Origin of the sequence: Acidiphilium rubrum (genome assembly GCF_900156265.1) — a bacterium.
Taxonomy (GTDB): domain Bacteria; phylum Pseudomonadota; class Alphaproteobacteria; order Acetobacterales; family Acetobacteraceae; genus Acidiphilium; species Acidiphilium rubrum.
Genome location: NZ_FTNE01000004.1, coordinates 202368 through 219930, shown reverse-complemented (window position 1 = coordinate 219930; position 17563 = coordinate 202368). Strand labels below are relative to the sequence as shown.

General features: G+C 65.2%; 16 protein-coding genes and 2 tRNA genes. 6 read left to right on the top strand and 12 right to left on the bottom strand.

Annotated features, from left to right (window positions below):
• Both BW994_RS05045 and BW994_RS05040 read right to left on the bottom strand, forming a co-directional pair.
• A partial coding sequence (locus tag BW994_RS05045; protein ID WP_083703295.1) for a DUF6444 domain-containing protein occupies positions 1-329 on the bottom strand: 329 nt, incomplete at its 3' end.
• Between the two features lie 257 nt (positions 330-586).
• Positions 587-1051, bottom strand: coding sequence for a J domain-containing protein (locus tag BW994_RS05040; RefSeq protein WP_139333988.1), 465 nt, complete (start codon positions 1049-1051; stop codon positions 587-589).
• A gap of 215 nt (positions 1052-1266) precedes the next feature.
• Between BW994_RS05040 and BW994_RS05035 the strand changes: the two genes are divergently transcribed.
• On the top strand, positions 1267-1854 hold the full coding sequence (locus tag BW994_RS05035; protein ID WP_139333987.1) for a hypothetical protein: 588 nt from the start codon (positions 1267-1269) through the stop codon (positions 1852-1854).
• 141 nt (positions 1855-1995) lie between these two features.
• On the opposite strand, the gene BW994_RS05030 is transcribed toward BW994_RS05035, so the two are convergent.
• The gene (locus tag BW994_RS05030; RefSeq protein WP_029310593.1) at positions 1996-4266 is read right to left on the bottom strand and encodes an NADP-dependent malic enzyme; all 2271 of its coding nucleotides are present in this window, start codon (positions 4264-4266) and stop codon (positions 1996-1998) included.
• Between the two features lie 149 nt (positions 4267-4415).
• Positions 4416-4498: transfer RNA gene (locus BW994_RS05025), tRNA-Leu, on the bottom strand.
• A 24-nt stretch (positions 4499-4522) separates the two neighbouring features.
• Between BW994_RS05025 and lipB the strand changes: the two genes are divergently transcribed.
• The gene (gene lipB, locus BW994_RS05020; RefSeq protein ID WP_081848977.1) at positions 4523-5272 is read left to right on the top strand and encodes a lipoyl(octanoyl) transferase LipB; all 750 of its coding nucleotides are present in this window, start codon (positions 4523-4525) and stop codon (positions 5270-5272) included.
• On the opposite strand, the gene BW994_RS05015 is transcribed toward lipB, so the two are convergent.
• Entirely contained in the window at positions 5196-6686 is a 1491-nt protein-coding gene (locus tag BW994_RS05015) for an oligosaccharide flippase family protein (RefSeq protein ID WP_029310591.1), read from the bottom strand. The two genes, lipB and BW994_RS05015, sit on opposite strands and share 77 nt — an antisense overlap.
• 186 nt (positions 6687-6872) lie before the next feature.
• On the opposite strand from BW994_RS05015, the gene BW994_RS05010 reads away from it, so the two are divergent.
• A tRNA-Ser gene (locus BW994_RS05010) sits at positions 6873-6964 on the top strand.
• A gap of 59 nt (positions 6965-7023) precedes the next feature.
• On the opposite strand, the gene BW994_RS05005 is transcribed toward BW994_RS05010, so the two are convergent.
• The 4 genes from BW994_RS05005 to BW994_RS04990 form a co-directional block, all read right to left on the bottom strand.
• The gene (locus BW994_RS05005; RefSeq protein WP_029310590.1) at positions 7024-8013 is read right to left on the bottom strand and encodes an ABC transporter permease; all 990 of its coding nucleotides are present in this window, start codon (positions 8011-8013) and stop codon (positions 7024-7026) included.
• 7 nt (positions 8014-8020) lie between these two features.
• Positions 8021-9028, bottom strand: a complete 1008-nt coding sequence (locus BW994_RS05000; protein ID WP_029310589.1) for a substrate-binding domain-containing protein — start codon at positions 9026-9028, stop codon at positions 8021-8023.
• The gene (locus BW994_RS04995) at positions 9028-9828 is read right to left on the bottom strand and encodes an ATP-binding cassette domain-containing protein (protein WP_029310588.1); all 801 of its coding nucleotides are present in this window, start codon (positions 9826-9828) and stop codon (positions 9028-9030) included. Before BW994_RS04995 ends, BW994_RS05000 begins: the two co-directional genes overlap by 1 nt.
• Positions 9829-10015: 187 nt before the next feature.
• Positions 10016-10780, bottom strand: a complete 765-nt coding sequence (locus BW994_RS04990; protein WP_029310587.1) for a FadR/GntR family transcriptional regulator — start codon at positions 10778-10780, stop codon at positions 10016-10018.
• A gap of 115 nt (positions 10781-10895) precedes the next feature.
• On the opposite strand from BW994_RS04990, the gene BW994_RS04985 reads away from it, so the two are divergent.
• Genes BW994_RS04985 through BW994_RS04975 form a run of 3 tightly spaced genes read left to right on the top strand, consistent with a single transcriptional unit; the run spans position 10896 to position 13749 of the window.
• On the top strand, positions 10896-12185 hold the full coding sequence (locus BW994_RS04985) for an L-fuconate dehydratase (protein WP_035227806.1): 1290 nt from the start codon (positions 10896-10898) through the stop codon (positions 12183-12185).
• A complete protein-coding gene (locus BW994_RS04980; RefSeq protein ID WP_029310585.1) occupies positions 12185-12934 on the top strand; it encodes an SDR family oxidoreductase in 750 nt (249 codons plus the stop codon). The genes BW994_RS04985 and BW994_RS04980 overlap by 1 nt, the downstream gene beginning before the upstream one ends.
• Positions 12931-13749, top strand: coding sequence for an amidohydrolase family protein (locus BW994_RS04975; RefSeq protein WP_029310584.1), 819 nt, complete (start codon positions 12931-12933; stop codon positions 13747-13749). The genes BW994_RS04980 and BW994_RS04975 overlap by 4 nt, the downstream gene beginning before the upstream one ends.
• Here BW994_RS04975 and BW994_RS04970 read toward each other — a convergent pair.
• The 3 genes from BW994_RS04970 to BW994_RS04960 form a co-directional block, all read right to left on the bottom strand.
• Positions 13737-15539 (bottom strand): NAD(P)/FAD-dependent oxidoreductase, encoded by a 1803-nt coding sequence (locus BW994_RS04970; RefSeq protein ID WP_029310583.1) that lies wholly within the window; start codon positions 15537-15539, stop codon positions 13737-13739. The two genes, BW994_RS04975 and BW994_RS04970, sit on opposite strands and share 13 nt — an antisense overlap.
• Before the next feature lie 107 nt (positions 15540-15646).
• A complete protein-coding gene (locus tag BW994_RS04965) occupies positions 15647-16243 on the bottom strand; it encodes a glutathione S-transferase N-terminal domain-containing protein (RefSeq protein WP_029310582.1) in 597 nt (198 codons plus the stop codon).
• A 241-nt stretch (positions 16244-16484) separates the two neighbouring features.
• Positions 16485-17546 (bottom strand): phosphotransferase family protein, encoded by a 1062-nt coding sequence (locus BW994_RS04960; protein WP_029310581.1) that lies wholly within the window; start codon positions 17544-17546, stop codon positions 16485-16487.
• Between the last annotated feature and the right edge of the window lie 17 nt (positions 17547-17563).

The window sequence follows — 17563 nt, the reverse complement described above, 5'->3', positions numbered from 1 at the left end:
GCACCGCAGCCGCTGCACGACGGCGGAAAATGATCAATTGTCGTATCAGGGTGCGCCACCCGGCTCAGCGTCTTGCCGGGATGGCCGGACTGGCCGCCGGAGGGCTTGCCCGACGCCGCGCGCAGGCTGCTGGTGCGCGGCGGCTTCTTCAGCCCGTCGCTGGAAGGCGGCTTGCCGCTGTTGCCGCTATGCAGCCCAAGTTGGCGCTCAAGCTCCGCCACGCGCGCCAAAAGCACCGCATTCTGAGCACGCAATTCAGCGATGATCGCCTGGTAGAAGGCAACATCAGCCGGAATATCCAATGCAGCAGGAGGTGCGGGCGATGCCATACACACCTTGACTCACACTTGCCCGTAGTCGGTCAAATGCCGGAGCAGAACATACCTGGGCAGTTACATCTATTAGTTTTAGGCAAGGGGAGGGCTGTCCAGGTCAGATCAGCGGAAAGTCCGAGGCTGCGCCCTCCCCTTGCCTAAAACTAGCGGGTTCTAAGGGCTCCGCCCTTAGTGGGGGTCGAGGGGGCAAAGCCCCCCGCCTTCCTTACCCAAGGCTCACACGCAAAAACCCTGGATCTCATGCTGGGGTGTCACCGTTTGAGCAGGACGTCGCGGGCTTCGTTCAATTTATCGATCAGCCATTCGGAGCCGCCGTGATCGGGGTTCGCGAACCACAGCATATGCCGGTAGGCTTCAAGCACTTCTTCGCGTGTCGTGCTGGGGGTGAGGCCGAACACATCGAGGGCTTCGGCGCGCGACATTATTTTGGGCGGTGGTGCCGCGCGGGGCGGCTGGGGTGGTGGGTTGGGTGGGGTGGTGCGTCGGGGCCAGAGTGTGCCGAGGAATGGGAGCAAGCCGAGCACGACGATACCGCGTCCGGGCAGCCAGGCGGTCGCGGCGAAGCTGGCGGCGAGCGACAGCAGCACCCACAGGGCGGGGTGGCGCAATCCGGTGTGCCAATCGCGTTTGCCGTTTGGTTGTGGCCAGAACAGCACGGCGAGTGCCGCCAGTCCCAGCACGGCGGCGATCAACCAGCGATCGACGTCGCTCTTCACAAATTTCGATCCCGGGTTCGATCGGACATCTTCATGCACTAGCATCGAAGCCATCAAACGCGTTGTTGAACAAGCGGAAAATCACGCGATTGCCCCCGACGGGCCGTTTTTTTGCATTTCGGCGGGGCGGGGTGTTGCTGTTGTGGGGCGAAGGCCGGGTTGCGCCGGAATTTTCTGCTTTCTCACCCCCCACCCTGGCGGGTTATGCTACCAACGTGTCAGCAACCCCAACCAACCCCCCGTTCGTCATCCGCTGCTTCATCATCATGATGAACGCGCTGTGCGACGCCGTGGCCGAACACGGCCCCGCCGGCTACGTTCCCGTCCCCATGGTCAATTTGATCTGGACCCGCCTGCAAAACCTCACCACCCGCTTCCTCGCCGCCCTCGCCCGCGGCCCCATGCCACCCCGCGCCAAACCAACCCCCAAACCAACGCCCGAAATCCCACCCGAATCCCAACCACAGCCCGAGCAGCCACCCCGCGCCCGCCGCAAACGCCTCACCCTGCCGTGCCGCGAAGCCTGGCTCTACCGCCTGATCCCCGAAACCGGCTTCACCCGCTTCACCCTGCAACACATCCTCGCCGACCCCGAATTTGCAGGATTCCTTGCCGCCAACCCAAAACTCATCCGCATCCTGACCCCGCTCTACAACGCCATGGGCATCGACCTGCCCACCGAACCCCCCTTCGCCCCCGACCCACCGCCCGACTCCCGCCGCCACATCCTCTTCGGCACCCCGGAACCCACCGCGTCCGAATCCCCCACACCAACCCCCGCTTTCAAAATTCAGCCCGCGTGATCAACGCACCTCCGCACGCCCATATCGTTACGATATCGTAACAATATGGGCGTGCGGAGGTGGCGAAATCCAGCCAAACCCCCAGTCCCAGAGTCAAAAAGTTTTTTGCTTCTTTTTTACAAAAAAGAAGCCTTCCCTTCCCTACCCCGCCAGCACAGCCTCCATCGCCGCCACCGCGCTCATATTCACCAACCCGCGCGCCGTCACGCTCGGCACCGCGATATGCAGCGGCTTGGCGAGGCCGAGCAGCAGCGGCCCCACGGTCACCGCCTCGCCGGCGGCTTTCAGCAGGTTGAAGCTGATATTGGCGGCGTCGATATTCGGCATCACCAGCAGATTGGCCGAGCCGGTCAGGCGGGAATCGCAGACCGAGCGATTGCGGATCGGCTCGAACAGCGCGTCATCGGCGTGCATTTCGCCGTCCACCTCGAGGTCAGGGTCCTGCGCGCGAATGAGTGCCAGGGCCTTGCGCATCTTGCGCGCCGAGGCCGATTGCGCGGCGCCGAAATTGGAATGCGACAGCAGCGCCACTTTCGGTGCGATCCCGAAACGCGTCACCATCGCACTCGCCAGATGGGTCATTTCCGCGATATCTTCGGCGCTCGGATCTTCGTTCACATGCGTGTCGCAGAAGAACAGATTGCCGCTCTGCAGGATCAGCGCGGTAACGGCGGAGATCCGGTTGATGCCTTTCTGGCGCGGAATGATCGGCAGCGCGTAGCGGAACTGGCGCGACCAATCGCCGAGTCCGCCGCAGATCGCGGCATCCGCCTCGTCGGAGGCCAGCATCATCGCCGCCGCGACGGTGGGCCGCCGCGCGAGTTGGCGCGCCGCGGCATCCGGCGGCACGCCCCGACGGCCGACCAGGCGCTGGTAATCGGCGAGCAGCCTGGCGGACAGGGCGGTATCGCGCGCGAGGTCGATCACCCGGAAATCCTGTTCGGGTTTCATCCGCAGCCCGAGCGCGCCGATCCGCTGCACGATGGCGTTGGTATCACCGACCAGCAGCGGCACGCCCAAATGATCATCGACCACGCTTTGCGCCGCCCGCAGCACCCGTTCGTCCTCGCCTTCGGCATAGACGATGCGCGATTTCGCCGACCGCGCCACCTCGATGACGGGGCGCAGCAGCAGGCCGGAGCGGAACACGAACCGCTCGAGTTCCCTGATATAGACATCAAAATCCGCAATCGGCCGGCGCGCGACCCCTTCCGCCATCGCCGCCCGGGCGACCGCCGGGGCAATATGCAGGATCAACCGCGTATCAAACGGTTTGGGAATGATGTAATCCCGCCCGAACACCGGCGCATGGCCGCCATAGGCCGCCGCCACCGTGTCCGATGCCTCGATCCGCGTGAGTTCGGCAATCGCCTTGACCGCGGCCAGTTTCATCCCCTCGGTGATCGCCGTCGCCCCGACATCGAGCGCGCCGCGAAAAATGAACGGAAAGCACAGCACGTTGTTGACCTGGTTCGGAAAATCGCTCCGCCCGGTGCAGATGATCGCATCCGGCCGATGCGCGGCCACCAGCTCGGGCAGAATTTCAGGCTCGGGATTCGCCAGCGCCAGGATCAGCGGATTCGGCGCGAATTTGTCGAGCCATTCCGCCTTCAACACGCCGGGTGCCGAAAGCCCCAGAAAAATATCCGCCCCGTCCAGCACTTCGGACAGAGTGCGCGCGTTGGTCTCGCGCGCCACCGGTTCCAGCGTCGCATCGAGCTTGGGCCGCCCCTGATAGATCACGCCTTCGATATCGGTCATCGTGATATTCTCGCGCAGAGCCCCCAGCGCGATCAGGATATTGACGCAGGAAAGTGCTGCCGCACCGGCGCCGGACGAGACGATTTTCACCGATTCGATCGACTTGCCCTGCACCTTCAGCGCATTCAGCACCGCTGCACCCACAATAATGGCGGTGCCATGCTGGTCGTCGTGGAACACCGGAATATTCATCCGCGCCCGCAAGGTCTGCTCGATCCGGAAACACTCCGGCGCCTTGATATCCTCAAGATTGATGCCGCCGAAACTCGGCTCCAGGGCGGCGACCACTTCGATGAATTTATCCGGATCGGGCTCGTTCACCTCGATGTCGAACGTGTCGATGCCTGCGAATTTCTTGAAGAGCACCGCCTTGCCCTCCATCACCGGCTTGGATGCGAGCGCCCCGATATTGCCGAGCCCGAGCACCGCGGTGCCGTTGGTGATCACCGCGACCAGATTGCCCTTGATCGTGTAGTCATAGGCGGTATCCGGATCGTCCTTGATCGCGAGGCAGGCGGCCGCCACGCCGGGCGAATAGGCGAGCGAGAGATCGCGCGAGGTCTCCATCCGCTTGGTCGGTGTGATGGTGAGTTTGCCCGGCCGCGGGTAGCGGTGATAATCGAGTGCGGCCTTACGGAGCGTGTCGTCCATGCTATCTGATCTCCCTGCTGCCCCGACAATGCGCGATGCCTCACATCCGGGCAACCGCAGCACCGCATGGCTGCTTGGCATCGATCGGGAAAAAGCAAGGTCGTCGTTTTTACGAAAAAACGGCAAAAACCCCGGATCGGGGAGGGTCATGCGGCCGAGAAGATTCGAACTTCCACAGGGTTTCCCCCACAAGCACCTCAAGCTTGCGCGTCTACCATTTCGCCACGGCCGCACCGTCGCGGGAGCGCTATAGCCGATGGATCAGCCGGTATCAACAACCACCCCGATCGAGTGGAAAACCGAACCCGGCCTGCTCGATTACCAGGCCGGGCTCGCGACCATGCAGGCCCGCGCCGCCGCGATCCGCGCAGGGACAGCCCGCGAGCAAATCTGGCTGGTCGAACACCCGCCGCTCTACACCGCCGGCACCTCGGCGCAGGATACTGACCTCGTCGCCCCTGGCGCCACGCCGATTTTCCGCACCGGCCGTGGCGGCCAATGGACCTACCACGGGCCGGGCCAGCGCATCGCCTATGTCATGCTCGACCTCGCCCGCCCACACGGCATCGTGCCCGCGCGCGACATCCGCCAGTTCGTCGCCGGGCTCGAAGCCTGGCTGATCGAAACCCTGGCCGTTTTCGGGGTGCACGGCGAAACCCGCGAAGGCCGCGTCGGCATCTGGGTCGCCGATCCGGCCAGCGGCCGCGAAGCCAAAATCGCCGCGATCGGCGTCAGGGTCTCGCGCTGGGTGAGCTATCACGGCATCGCCCTGAACGTTGCCCCCGACCTCGCGGCCTATGACGGCATCATCCCCTGCGGCATCAGCGCCCACGGCGTGACCTCGCTGGCAGCGCTCGGGATCGCCGCACCCATGCCAGCGGTCGATGCCGCGCTGCGATCAGGCTTCGCCCGCATTTTCGGCGACGCGCCTAGCCCGCTTCCGCCACCTCCGCCACCACCACCGTCCGGCGAAATATCGCAAGCAGGCGCCGCGCCAGTGCGATGACCCGCTGCGGTGCCAGGATCAGCAGCACCCCCAGAAACACCGCCGCCGCCACCAGACCACCGATCGCCAGTTGCGCCACCATCACCCCCGCCCCCAGCGAGGCACCGCCGGCAAACGCCGATACCGCGGCCGCCGCCGCAACCCGTGCGGCAATCAGGGCGATGAACGGTGCCACGAACAGCCGCAGCAGCGGCCATGCCGACCGGCCGATCCCGATCGAGAGCGCCGGCAGCAGCAGCAGCGCCGTCACCACCCCCCGCAATGCGAGTGTCCAGGCAAGCGTGATCAACCCGAACGGTGCGGCAAACCAGGCGGCCAGCGCAATCGTCACCGCATTGAGCCCGGCGAACACCGAGACCAGCACCGGCCGGCGCAACGCCGTGAGCATGGGATTGACGAAGGCATAGATCGCCGCCGCCGGCACGATCAGGCTCATCGCGGCAAACACGGGTGCGGCCTCGACCCAGCGTGGCCCGAACATCAGCACCACCAGCGGCTTGGCCACCGCACCGGCGATCGCCGCGGCCGCAAGCGAGAAAATCGCGATCACATCCATCAGCGACCGCGCCACGGCAAACCGCCGCTCAGGCTCATCGCGCACCGCCACGAACACCGGCAGAAACACCTTGCTCGCCGGAAAGATCGATAATTCCTGCAACACCTCGGCCAGGCGCTGCGCGATGCGGAACTGCCCGACCGCGGCCACCGGCATGCGGATCCCTATCAGCACGACGTACCCCGTCGCCGCGATATAATCGACGAACGCGGCCCCCATCATCGGAATGTTGAACCGCATCGCATCGCCGATCACCCGCCACGACGGAAACGCCGGCGGCCGCCAGCGCGCCGTGATCGAGGCGGCAACGGCATAAAACGTGATCCCCACAATCCGCTGCGCGATCAGTGCGGGCAGCCCATGGCCGGTGAACACCAGCGCCAGCGCGACCACGCCACCCAGGCTGGTGGCACCCAACGACATCAGGCTGAGCGCCCGAAACCCGAACCGCTGCGCCAGCCTTGCGGACGGCACGATCAGAAACGCGCCGATCACGATATTAACCGAAAGAGCCCGCGTCACCCAGGCGATCGGCCGTGCGTCATACGCCATCGCCAGCAAGGGTGCCGCGGCGAACAAGGCGGCAGACATCGCGAGCGCCAGCAGCATCTGCGCCCAGAACGCCCCCGCCTCGACCGACCGATCCCCCGGCGATGCGATCACCTGCTCGCCGGCGCCACCGGTCGTCACCATCCGGCCGATCTCCGACAGGGCGGAGGCAATCGCCACCACACCCACATCGCGCAGCGTGACATGGCGGATCAGGATCGCGAGCACGATGAAGCCAAGCCCCCGCTCGCCGACCGCGGTCATCAGATTCCAGGCCGCCCCATGCGCAGCACCCCGCCCGAGGCTCATGCGAGTTCGCCTGGACCCAGCGGGTTCATGATCGCAGCGACGCAGCGGCGCGGTTTGATCGGCATGGGCACCAAGATAAACGATTTGTCAGAATATGCGACACCTTCGCATCAAACCACCGATCCGCCCTTTACGAACCAGCCCGCGCTGACTAGAACCACGCCTGCATACGCCGTGTACCCCGGCGGAGGGGTGGCCGAGTGGCCGAAGGCGGCGGTTTGCTAAACCGTTAGACGGGTTAAACCGTCTCGTGGGTTCGAATCCCATCCCCTCCGCCAATTTTTTCAACGATTTCAATGATGGATCGGCTGGCCGTGCCGAGCCTGGGTCGGGCTGACTAACGCAGCCGGCGCCGCAAATTATCGACGTAGACGGCGCCGACGACCACGATGCCGAGGATGACCTGTTCCACGTAGGAGGAAATGCCGGCGAGTTGGGTGCCGTTTTTCAGGATGGTCATCAGCAGGGCGCCCAGCACGCTGCCGAGAATGGTGCCGACGCCGCCGAACAGGGAGCCGCCGCCGATCACCACGGCGGCGATGGCGTAGAGTTCATAATTGCCACCCGAGGTCGGTTGGGCCGCCGCCGTGTAGGACAGGTAGACGATGCCGGCGAGCGCGGAGATGATGCCGCCGAGCATATAGATCATCAGCAGGTGGCGCGGTACGTTGATCCCCACCCGCCGGGCGGCCTCGGCGTTGCTGCCGATCGCGAGGGTGTAGCGGCCGAAGCGGGTCTTGTTCAGCACGAAGGCCGCGATCAGGGCGATCACGATCGCGATCCAGCCCATGTTCGGGACCCCGAGGATGGTGCCTTGCGAAATCGCCTGGAAACCATCCGGCAGGCCGAACACCGGGGTGCCGTTGGTGGTGAGCAAGGCAGCCCCCATCGCAATGGCGAGCATGCCCAGGGTCGCGATGAACGGCGGCACGCCGAGCACCACGATCGAGCCGCCGACCATGGCACCGACCACCGCACCGAGCAGCAGGGTCAGCGCCACCGCCGCGACCATGCCCAGATGGGTATCGACCAGGATGATCGCGCAGATCATCGAGGATAAGGCGACCACCGAGCCCTGCGAGATGTCGATGCCCGCGGTTGCGATGATGAAGGTCTGCCCGATTGCGAGAATCGCGATGACGGCGACCTGCTGGGTGATGTGGAACCAGTTGATCGCGCTGAGGAAGCGCGGGTTCAGGATGCCGAAAATGATGATCAGCACGACGATGCTGATCAGCGCGAAGGCCAGTTGCCGCACGAAGCGCAGGGCGGCGCGCCCGCGCGGCATGGTCTCGATTTCGGGCTTGGGCGCGACGCGCTGGTCCATTGTGCGATCAGCCGGCCGGCTTGTAGTCGGGCGCGTACTGGCGGATTGCGGCGGTTGCCTTGGCGGAGCCGAGGTTCGCCGGCGTCAGCAGGAAATAGGGCGTGCTGATGCGCTTCGGCAGGGTCTTGCCGGCGATTTTGTCGAGCAGGGCGACCACCGCGTAATAGCCCATGTCGTAGGGCGATTGCAGGATGGAGGCCTGGATGATGCCGGCTTTGACATAGGCGATCTCGCCCAGATCGGCGTCGAACCCGACCACCTTGACCTTGGAATGCGCCCGCTGCACCGCCTCGGCCGGGCCGAGCGCCGCACGGTCGTTCGCACCGAAAATCACGTCGAGCTTGGGATACTGGGTCAGCATGGTGGTCGCGATGCGCAGGCCGGTGCTGACGTCGTTTTGTGAATACTGGATCGGCCCCATCCGCTTGATGCCGGTATAGGCTTTCATGCCCTGCATGAAGCCCTTCGGGCGGGCGATGCCGGTCGAGGCGGTATGGTTGAAATCGACGATTGCGTATTGGCCCTTGCCGTGCATCAGGTGCGCGGCGGTGTATTTCGCAAGCGCCGCTGCCGCACCGATGTTCGAGGTCGCGAGGAACGTGTCGGCGATGTTGGGCGACAGGCCGGAATCGACCGTGACGACCGGGATATGGGCGGCGAGTGCTGATTTCACCGGTTTGAGCAGGGCCTGCGGGTTTTGCGCGGCGAGGATCAGGCCATCGGTGCCGGCGGTGACCGCGTTGTTGACCATGCCGATCTGCCCCGCAAGATCGAGCCCGCTGGCGGGTGCCTCGAAGCTGACGGTCGCACCGTATTTTTTGGCGGCCTCATCGGCGCCGGACCGCACCGCGAGCCAATAGGGCGAGGCGTTCGATTTGGTGATCAGTTCGAAATGATAGGCCTTCGCCGGTTTTGCCGGGGTGGCGAGTGCGGCGACGGTGGCGTCTTTCGCCATCGCCTGCAGCGGGACGGCGAGCAGTGCGGCGCCTGCGAGCAACAGTGTAATTCTGGACATTATTGGTACTCCCCTTCGGTTTTATTGGTTTCAGCATCGGCGTAGCCGGTCATGTAGCGGATCAGTTCGGTCTGCGAGGTATCGGCGCAACGCACGTCGAACACTTTGCGGCCGCGATACATCACCATCACGCGGTCGCAGATTTTCAGGATTTCGACCAGATTATGGCCGATGAACAGCACGCCGATGCCCTCGGCGGCGAGTTGGCGGGCCATTTTCAGGACGTTTTCCGTCTCCATCACCGCGAGGGCCGCGGTCGGTTCGTCCATGATGACGATTTTGGCTTTCCAATACAGCGCCCGGGCGATCGCGACGGCCTGGCGCTGGCCGCCCGAAAGATCGAGCGCCCGGGCCGAGGGATCGGGGATGTGGCTTTCGATCCTTCCGAGCAGGGCAGCGACCTCGCCGTGGATCTTGCGTTCGTCGAGCATCGGGATCAGCCCGGCGAACCGGCGGATCGGTTCGCGGCCGAGAAAGATGTTGGCGCCGACATCGAGATGGTCGGCAAGCGCGAGATCCTGGTAGATCGTTTCGATTCCGGCGTCGCGCGCGTCGCGGGGCGTGCGAAACGCAACGTCGTGGCCGGCGAGGCGAATGTTGCCGGCATCGGCGCGATGGACGCCCGAGATCACTTTCATCAGGGTGGATTTGCCGGCGCCATTATCGCCCACCACGCCGAGCACCTCGCCGGGTGCGACCTGCATCGAAACGCCGCGCAGAACTTCGACCGCGCCGAAGCGTTTTTCGATGCCGGACACTTCGAGCGCCGCGGTGCTCGATACGGTCCCGGATGCGCTCATCGACCTGCTCGCGCAGGCGGGCGGTGCGGCGGTGCGGATGATGTCCGCATGTTCGTTTCCCCCTGGCCGATGGCGGCGACCGCCGCACCGGCCTGATTGATTGGCCTAAAGGTCGGACCAATAATGCCGCGTACCAACAAGCGCCGCATCTGACAAGCGGCGCCGCGCGGCTAAGCGTGGGATAACCTCAGTCGCGCATGAAAACATCGATCACCATATCGAGATGGGCGGCCATGGCGGCATGGGCGCGCGCCTCGGCGCCGGCGCGGATGGCATCGAGAATGGCGGCGTGCTGGGTCTGCGAGCGGGACGCCATATCCGTTGTGGTGTAGAGCGACTGCAGGCGACGGAACATGCCGCCATAGGCGTGGCCGAGCAGGATGATGGTGAACTGCTCGAACGCCGCATTGCCGCTCGCCTGGGCGATGCGGATGTGAAACATCCGGTCGCCGGGATGGGTGGTCGAACGGGTGCGGGTCTCGGCGGCATCGGCGGCGAAGGCGGCCTCGATCGCGGCGATATCAGCCTCGGTCGCGCGCCGTGCGGCCAGGGCGGCGGATTCGGGTTCGATCACGCGCCGTGCCTGCAACAAAGCGAAGGGCGGGATTTCGATATCGAGGTCGAGCGCTACCGGCAATTCGGGATCGGGGCCTGGTTTGGTCAGGCGCATCGCCTGCTGCATCAGCGAGGCGCGGGCGGGTGACGCGATGGGTTCCGGCGGCAGGGCGCACACCTGCACGCCATCGCCCACGCGGACATCGACCAGGCCGATCACCTCGAGCGCGATCAGCGCCTCGCGCACCGAGGAGCGGCTGACGCCGAGGCTTGCCGACAGGTCGCGCTCAGCGGGCAGATAGCTGCCCGGCGGATAGGTGCCGCCGGCGATCAGGTCGCTGATCTGGTCCGCGATCTGCCGGTACAGGCGGCGGTTGCGGATGGGCGCCAGTGCCATGATGGGTGAGGACTCCTTCGCGGTCCGCTTGCGCGACCCTGATGCATTTGATAACGCCATACCATTGGTCCGGCCATTGATCCAGTGGACCGCGATCGAACGATGAAACGGGGAGATGACGCAGGTGCGGATTACCGGGTTTGAGACGTTCGATCTGCGGTTTCCGACCTCACGGCTGAAGGACGGGTCCGATGCGATGAACCCGGACCCGGATTATTCCGCCGCCTATGTCATTTTGCATACCGACCAGGACGGGCTGGACGGGCATGGCCTGACCTTCACCATCGGGCGGGGAACCGAGATTGCGGTTGCGGCGATCCGCGCGATCGCACCGCTGGTGGTGGGGTTGGAGCTTGATTGGATCACCGACAATCCCGGGCGGTTCTGGCGGCATGTAACGGGTGATTCCCAGCTGCGCTGGATCGGGCCGGACAAGGGGGCGATCCACCTCGGGACCGCCGCCGTCGTCAATGCGGTGTGGGATTTATGGGCGAAGGCTGAAGGCAAGCCGGTCTGGCAATTGGTGGGCGAGATGAGCCCGGAGGCGTTGGTCCGCGCGATCGATTTTCGCTACATCACCGATTGCATCACGCCAGAGGAAGCGCTGGCGCTGCTGCGCGACGCGGCGGCCGGCAAGGACGCGCGGCTGCAGACGCTGCTGGCGAAAGGGTATCCGTGCTACACCACCTCGGCCGGGTGGCTCGGGTATGACGATGATAAACTGCGCCGGTTGGTGCGCGAGGCGGTCGATCAGGGGTTTCGCTACATCAAGTTCAAGGTGGGCCAATCGGTCGAGGATGATATCCGCCGGTTACGGATTGCGCGCGAGATCGCCGGCCCGGCGTGCCGGTTCATGATCGATGCCAACCAGGTCTGGGAGGTGGATGAAGCGATCGACTGGGTCGGCCGGCTGGCCTTTGCCGATCCGTGGTTCATCGAGGAGCCGACCAGCCCTGACGATGTCGAGGGGCATCGGGCGATCCGCGCGGCGGTGGCACCGATCCGGGTCGCGACCGGCGAGATGTGCCAGAACAGGGTGATGTTCAAGCAGTTCATCATGCGCGGCGCGATCGATGTGGTGCAGATCGATGCGTGCCGGCTGGGCGGGTTGAACGAGGTGCTGGCGGTCTTGTTGATGGCCGCGAAATACCGGCTCCCGGTCTGGCCCCACGCCGGCGGGGTGGGGCTGTGCGAATATGTGCAGCATCTGGCGATGATCGATTACCTGGCGATTTCCGGCACGATGGACGACCGCGTGGTCGAATATGTCGATCATCTGCATGAGCATTTCATCGATCCCTGCGTCATTCGCGATGCGGCCTATATGCCGCCGCGGGCGCCGGGCTACTCGATTGCGATCAAGCCGCAATCGCTGCGCGATTACGCCTTCACCGGAGCGCCGTGATGGAGATGGGTCTCACCGGCAGGATCATTCTGGTGACCGGCGGGGCCGCCGGCATCGGTGAGGCGATCGTTGCCGCGCTGCGTGCGGAACATGCCGTGCCGATCGTGCTCGATCGCGCGGCGCGGCCGGTTGCGGGCGAGGCCTATGCGCTCGACCTTGGTGATCCGGCGGCCTGTGCCGCGGCGGTGAGCGGCGTGATCGAGACCCACGGCCGGATCGATGGGCTGGTCAATAACGCCGGGGTGAACGACGGCGCGGGGCTCGATGCCGGGGTCGCGGCGTTCCGCACCTCGCTCGAACGCAACCTGGTGCCCTATTACACCATGATGCATCTGTGCGCGGCGCATCTGCGGGCGCGCCGGGGGGCGGTGGTCAATATCGCCTCGAAAGTGGCGCTCACCGGTCAGGGCGGCACCTCCGGCTATGCCGCCGCCAAGGCCGGGCAGCTGGGCCTGACGCGGGAATGGGCGGCCGAACTCGCCGGGGCCGGGGTGCGGGTCAATGCCGTCGTGCCGGCCGAGGTCGACACGCCGATGTATCGGCAGTGGCTGGCAAGCATGCCCGATCCGGCGGCGCGGCGCGCGGCGATCACAAGGATGATCCCGCTTGGGGCACGGATGACCACACCGGCCGAGATCGCCGCGAGCGTGGTGTTTCTGCTGTCGGATGCGGCGCGCCACATCACCGGGCAGTTCCACCATGTGGATGGCGGTTATGTGCATCTGGACCGCGCGCTGACCGGGCTATGATCGTCGATTCCCATCTGCATGTCTGGCAGGTCGACCGGGGGGATTACGGCTGGCTGACGCCGGATCTGCCGATCTGCCGTGATTTCACCACCGCGGATGCGCGGTCCGCTGCCAGCGGCGTCGATCGCGTGGTGCTGGTGCAGGCGGCACCGACCGCGGCGGAGACGGATTATCTGCTCGACGTCGCGCAGCACGCCGGCGGCTTCGTGCACGGCGTGGTGGGATGGACCGATCTGGCAGCACCTGACGCAGCCCGCCGGATCGAGACGCTGGCCCGCGCGCCCGATCTGGTCGGGTTGCGGCCGATGTTGCAGGACATGGCCGATGCCGCCTGGATTCTGCGGCCTGACGTGGCGCGCGGGCTGGACGCGATGGCGGCGTGCGGGCTGGTGCTCGATCTGTTGATCCGCCCGCGCCATCTGCCGCATTGCCTCAGCCTGGCGCGACGCCATCCCCGGCTCGCGATGGTGATCGATCATGCGGCGAAGCCGGACATCGCGTCGGGTGACGTGACGGCGTGGTCGGACGGGATGCGTCGCGTTGCCGGGGAGACCGAGATCAGCTGCAAACTCTCGGGCCTGATCACCGAGGCCGGGCCGGCGCCGGCGTTCGCCGCGGTCGCGCCGGTGGCGCGCTGCGTGCTGGAGTGGTTCGGCGCGGCGCGCGTGATGTGGGGCAGCGACTGGCCGGTGCTGCGCCTCGCCGCCGATTACCAGCCCTGGCTCGCCGCCGCCCAGGCGTTGGTGCGCGATGTCATGCCCGCGGCGGCGGAGCCGGTGTTCGCGACCAACGCCCTGCGCTGCTACGCGCGGTGATGCACCGCCTGTCGGCCGTAGACTGACCCCGCGATGCCTGCCATCCGGGCCTTGAGTTGCAGCGCCAGATAGAGGGAATAGTGCCGCGACTGGTGCAGATTGCCGCCGTGGAACCATAGCCCGTCCTGCTGGGTGGGCTTCCACATGTTGCGCAGCTCGCCCTCGAACGGGCCAGGGTCCTTGGTGGTGTCCGAGCCGAAGCCCCAGCATTTGCCGACCTTGTCGGCCACCTCCTGGCTGATCAGTTTCGCGGCCCAGCCGTTCATCGAACCATAGCCGGTGGCGTAGACGATCAGATCGGCGGGCAGCTCCGAGCCATCGCTGAGGGCGACGGCGTGTGGCTTGATGGCGGTGACGCTGACGCCCGATTTCAGCTTGATGCTGCCGTTCGCGACCAGGTCGGACGCGCCGACATCGATGTAATAGCCCGAGCCGCGGCGAAGGTATTTCATGAACAGGCCCGAACCGTCATCGCCGAAATCGAGCATGAAACCGGCCTGTTCGAGCCTGGCATAGAAATCGGCGTCGCGCCGCTTCATCTCGGCGTAAACCGGCTTCTGGAATTCGGCCATGATCCGGTACGGGATCGAGGCGAAGATCAGGTCGGCCTTGTCGGTGGTGATGCCGTTGGCCAGCGCCTGTTCGGAATAGAGCCCGCCCAGGGCGAGATCCATCAATGTGTCGGACCGCGCGATATGGGTGGAGGATCGTTGCACCATGGTCACGTCCGCGCCGTGCTCCCACAGCCCGGCGCAGATATCATGCGCGGAATTGTTCGACCCGATCACCACGGCGCGCTTGCCGGCATAGGCCTCGCCGCCGGGGTGGCGGCTGGAGTGGTGCTGCTCGCCCAGGAAGGTTTCGTGGCCCGGATAGCTGGGCACGTTGGGAAAGCCGGACACGCCGGTGGCCAGGACCAGATGCTGCGGCCGCAGCGTGATCGGCGCGCCGTTGCGCAGAACCTCGATCACCCAGGTGCCCGCCGCATCGTCGTAGCGGGCCGATTGTGCCTCGGTATGGGTCCAGTAATTCAGCTCCATGATCTTGACGTAGGATTCCAGCCAATCACCGATCTTGTCCTTCGGCGAGAACACCGGCCAGTGATCCGGGAACGGCAGATACGGCAGATGATCGTACCAGACCGGATCGTGCAGGCAGAGCGATTTGTAGCGCTTGCGCCAGCTATCGCCCGCGCGCTCGTTTTTTTCGAGAATGATGGTCGGCACGCCAAGCCGGCGCAGCCTGGCGCCGAGCGCGATGCCGCCCTGACCGCCGCCGATGATGACGCAATAGGGCTGCTCGGTGATACCGAGGCTGGCGGCTTCGTCCTGACGTTCATCGAGCCATGATTTACGGCCGGGTTGGACGCCGTGCGCCGCCCCCATCGGGCGGGCGGCGCCGCGCGGTTCCTCGAACCCCTTGAGTTCGGTCATGGTGGTCAGCAGGGTCCAGCACAGGCCGGCTTGCAGGCGGATATGGCCGCGGCCGCGCGCGGTGGCGGTTTCGAAGGTGAACCACCCTTCGGTCACGCCACCCGCCTCGCTTGCCTCACCCTCGATGATGAAATGTCTCGGTGCGATGTCCGCGAGGACTGTCGAGAGCATGTCGGTGATCTGGTCGCGACCTTCGACCGTCTTGATGTTCCAGGTAAAGGTGACGAGGTCGCGCCAGTAGCAATCGGCCGCGAACAGCGCGACCGCCCCAGCGATATCGCCGCGTTCGAGCGCGGCACCGAACCGGTCGAGCCAGCCTGTGACGATCAGACTCGGTTGCGAGACAATGGCATCCATGGCGTCCTCCTGATTGTTTTCAGGCATTCAACCGCTGGTGGACACGGACGTCAACTCGGGGATCGGGGCACGCATCGGGGTGATACGCGGAGACCGATCGGACGCAATCAGCCGGGCGGGGCGGTTTCCGTGAAGACGCGATCGGTCGCGATGCCGTCGAACCAGGCGGCCAGCCGGGGCGCGTTGTTGCGCCAGGCTTCATCGGCGAAGCGGAAATCGAGGTAGCCAAGCGCGCAGCCGAGCGCGATGGTGCCGATGTCGAGCAGTTTGCCTGGCAGATCGCGATCAAGCGTGGCGAGGCTGCGCTCGACGATTTGTTTCTGGCGCAGCATATAGGCGTCGCGCGCGGCTTCCTGCGGCTTGACGCTCTCCATCCGCCGCGACACCGCGGCATCGAGAATGCCATCGCCGATCGCCTGATGCTGCAACGCGACCCAGCGCGCCGCACCGCTGGCGGGAAACAGCGGCAGGGCTTCGCCAATCGTATCGAGATATTCACAGATCACCGGGCTGTCGAACAGGGCAAACCCGTCCGGCGTGACGAGGCACGGCACTTTCGACAACGGGTTGGCGGCGACCAGCGCGGCCGGGCTTTCGTGCGGATTGGTCGGGATTTTTTCGAGCTGCGCCTCGATGCCGCGCGCCATGGCGCAGGCCATCACCTTGCGAACATAGGGGCTGGTGGCAGAGTAGAACAATTTCATGGCCGGGACCTTTTGCTGGCGATCGCTCGATCTTGGGGGCTCAGCCTTACAGGGCGGGCAGGCTTGGGCGCAAGGTGACGGGGCGCGGCCAAGGGAAGGAAGACGTCTTCTTTTTTGTGAACAAAAAAGAAGCAAAAAAAACTTCGCTAATTTGGTGCGTACTGTTGAAACGTCCGGCGTCCCAGATTCAGAAAGTTTTTTGCTTCTTTTTTACAAAAAAGAAGTTCTCTCTTACTTCATCCTAGCCCCCACGCACCACGTTCCACCCGGTCTCAGCGACAGCGATGCACATGTCGTGCATGCGTCCCGCGCGTTCATCGGCCGCGTTGCCGGCGAGGGAGCGGGCGTAGACGCCTTCGACGATCGCGGCGGAGCGGAACAGCGAGAATCCCATGAAGAACTGCCAGTGTTCGATCGCCGCGCGCCCGGTCAGGCTGGCGTAGAGGGCGAGCGCTTCGGCCTCGCTCATCAGCCCCATCGCGGCGACATCGATGCCCTGGTAGCCAGCCATAGCGGGACCCGATCCGGGCGGCAGGTGGTAGGACATGCAGCAATAGGCGAGATCGGCGAGCGGATGGCCGAGCGTGGACAATTCCCAGTCGAGCACGGCCGCGATGCGGGGTTGGTCCTGATCGACGACCATGTTGCCGAGCCGGAAATCGCCGTGCACGATCGCGGTTTCATCACGCGCCGGGATGTTCGCACGCAGCCAGGCGATCAGGTTGGTCATGGCCGGGAGGTCTTCGGTTTTCGAGGCCTCGTATTGGCGGGTCCAGCGATCGATCTGGCGGGCGACGTAATTGTCCGGCCGGCCGAAGCTTTCGAGCCCGACCGCACGATAATCGACGCTGTGCAGCGCTGCGATCGCCTCGATCAGATTGCGCTGGATCGCCCCGCGATCGGGCGCGCTGACGCCGGGCATCATGACATCGTGGAACACCCGACCCGCGACATGCGCCATGAGGTAGAAGCTGGTGCCGATAATCGTTTCGTCGTCGCAGTAGTGCAGCATCGGCGCGACCGGCACGGCGGTGGCAGCGAGCGCGCTCTGGATGCGGTATTCGCGGTCGATCTGGTGGGCCGAGGGCAGCAGCGTGCCGGGTGGTTTTTTGCGCAGCACGTAGCGCTGGCCCGATGCCTCGATCAGATAGGTCGGGTTCGATTGGCCGCCCTGGAACTGGCGAATGACGGCGGGCGGCGTGAAGCCCGCGATGTGACGGGCGAGATAGTCGGTCAACCGCGCATCATCGAGGCGATGCTGCGGCAGAACCTCAACCAGTTTCGGTGCCGATGCGTCATTCATGCAAGTTTCCTCCGCTT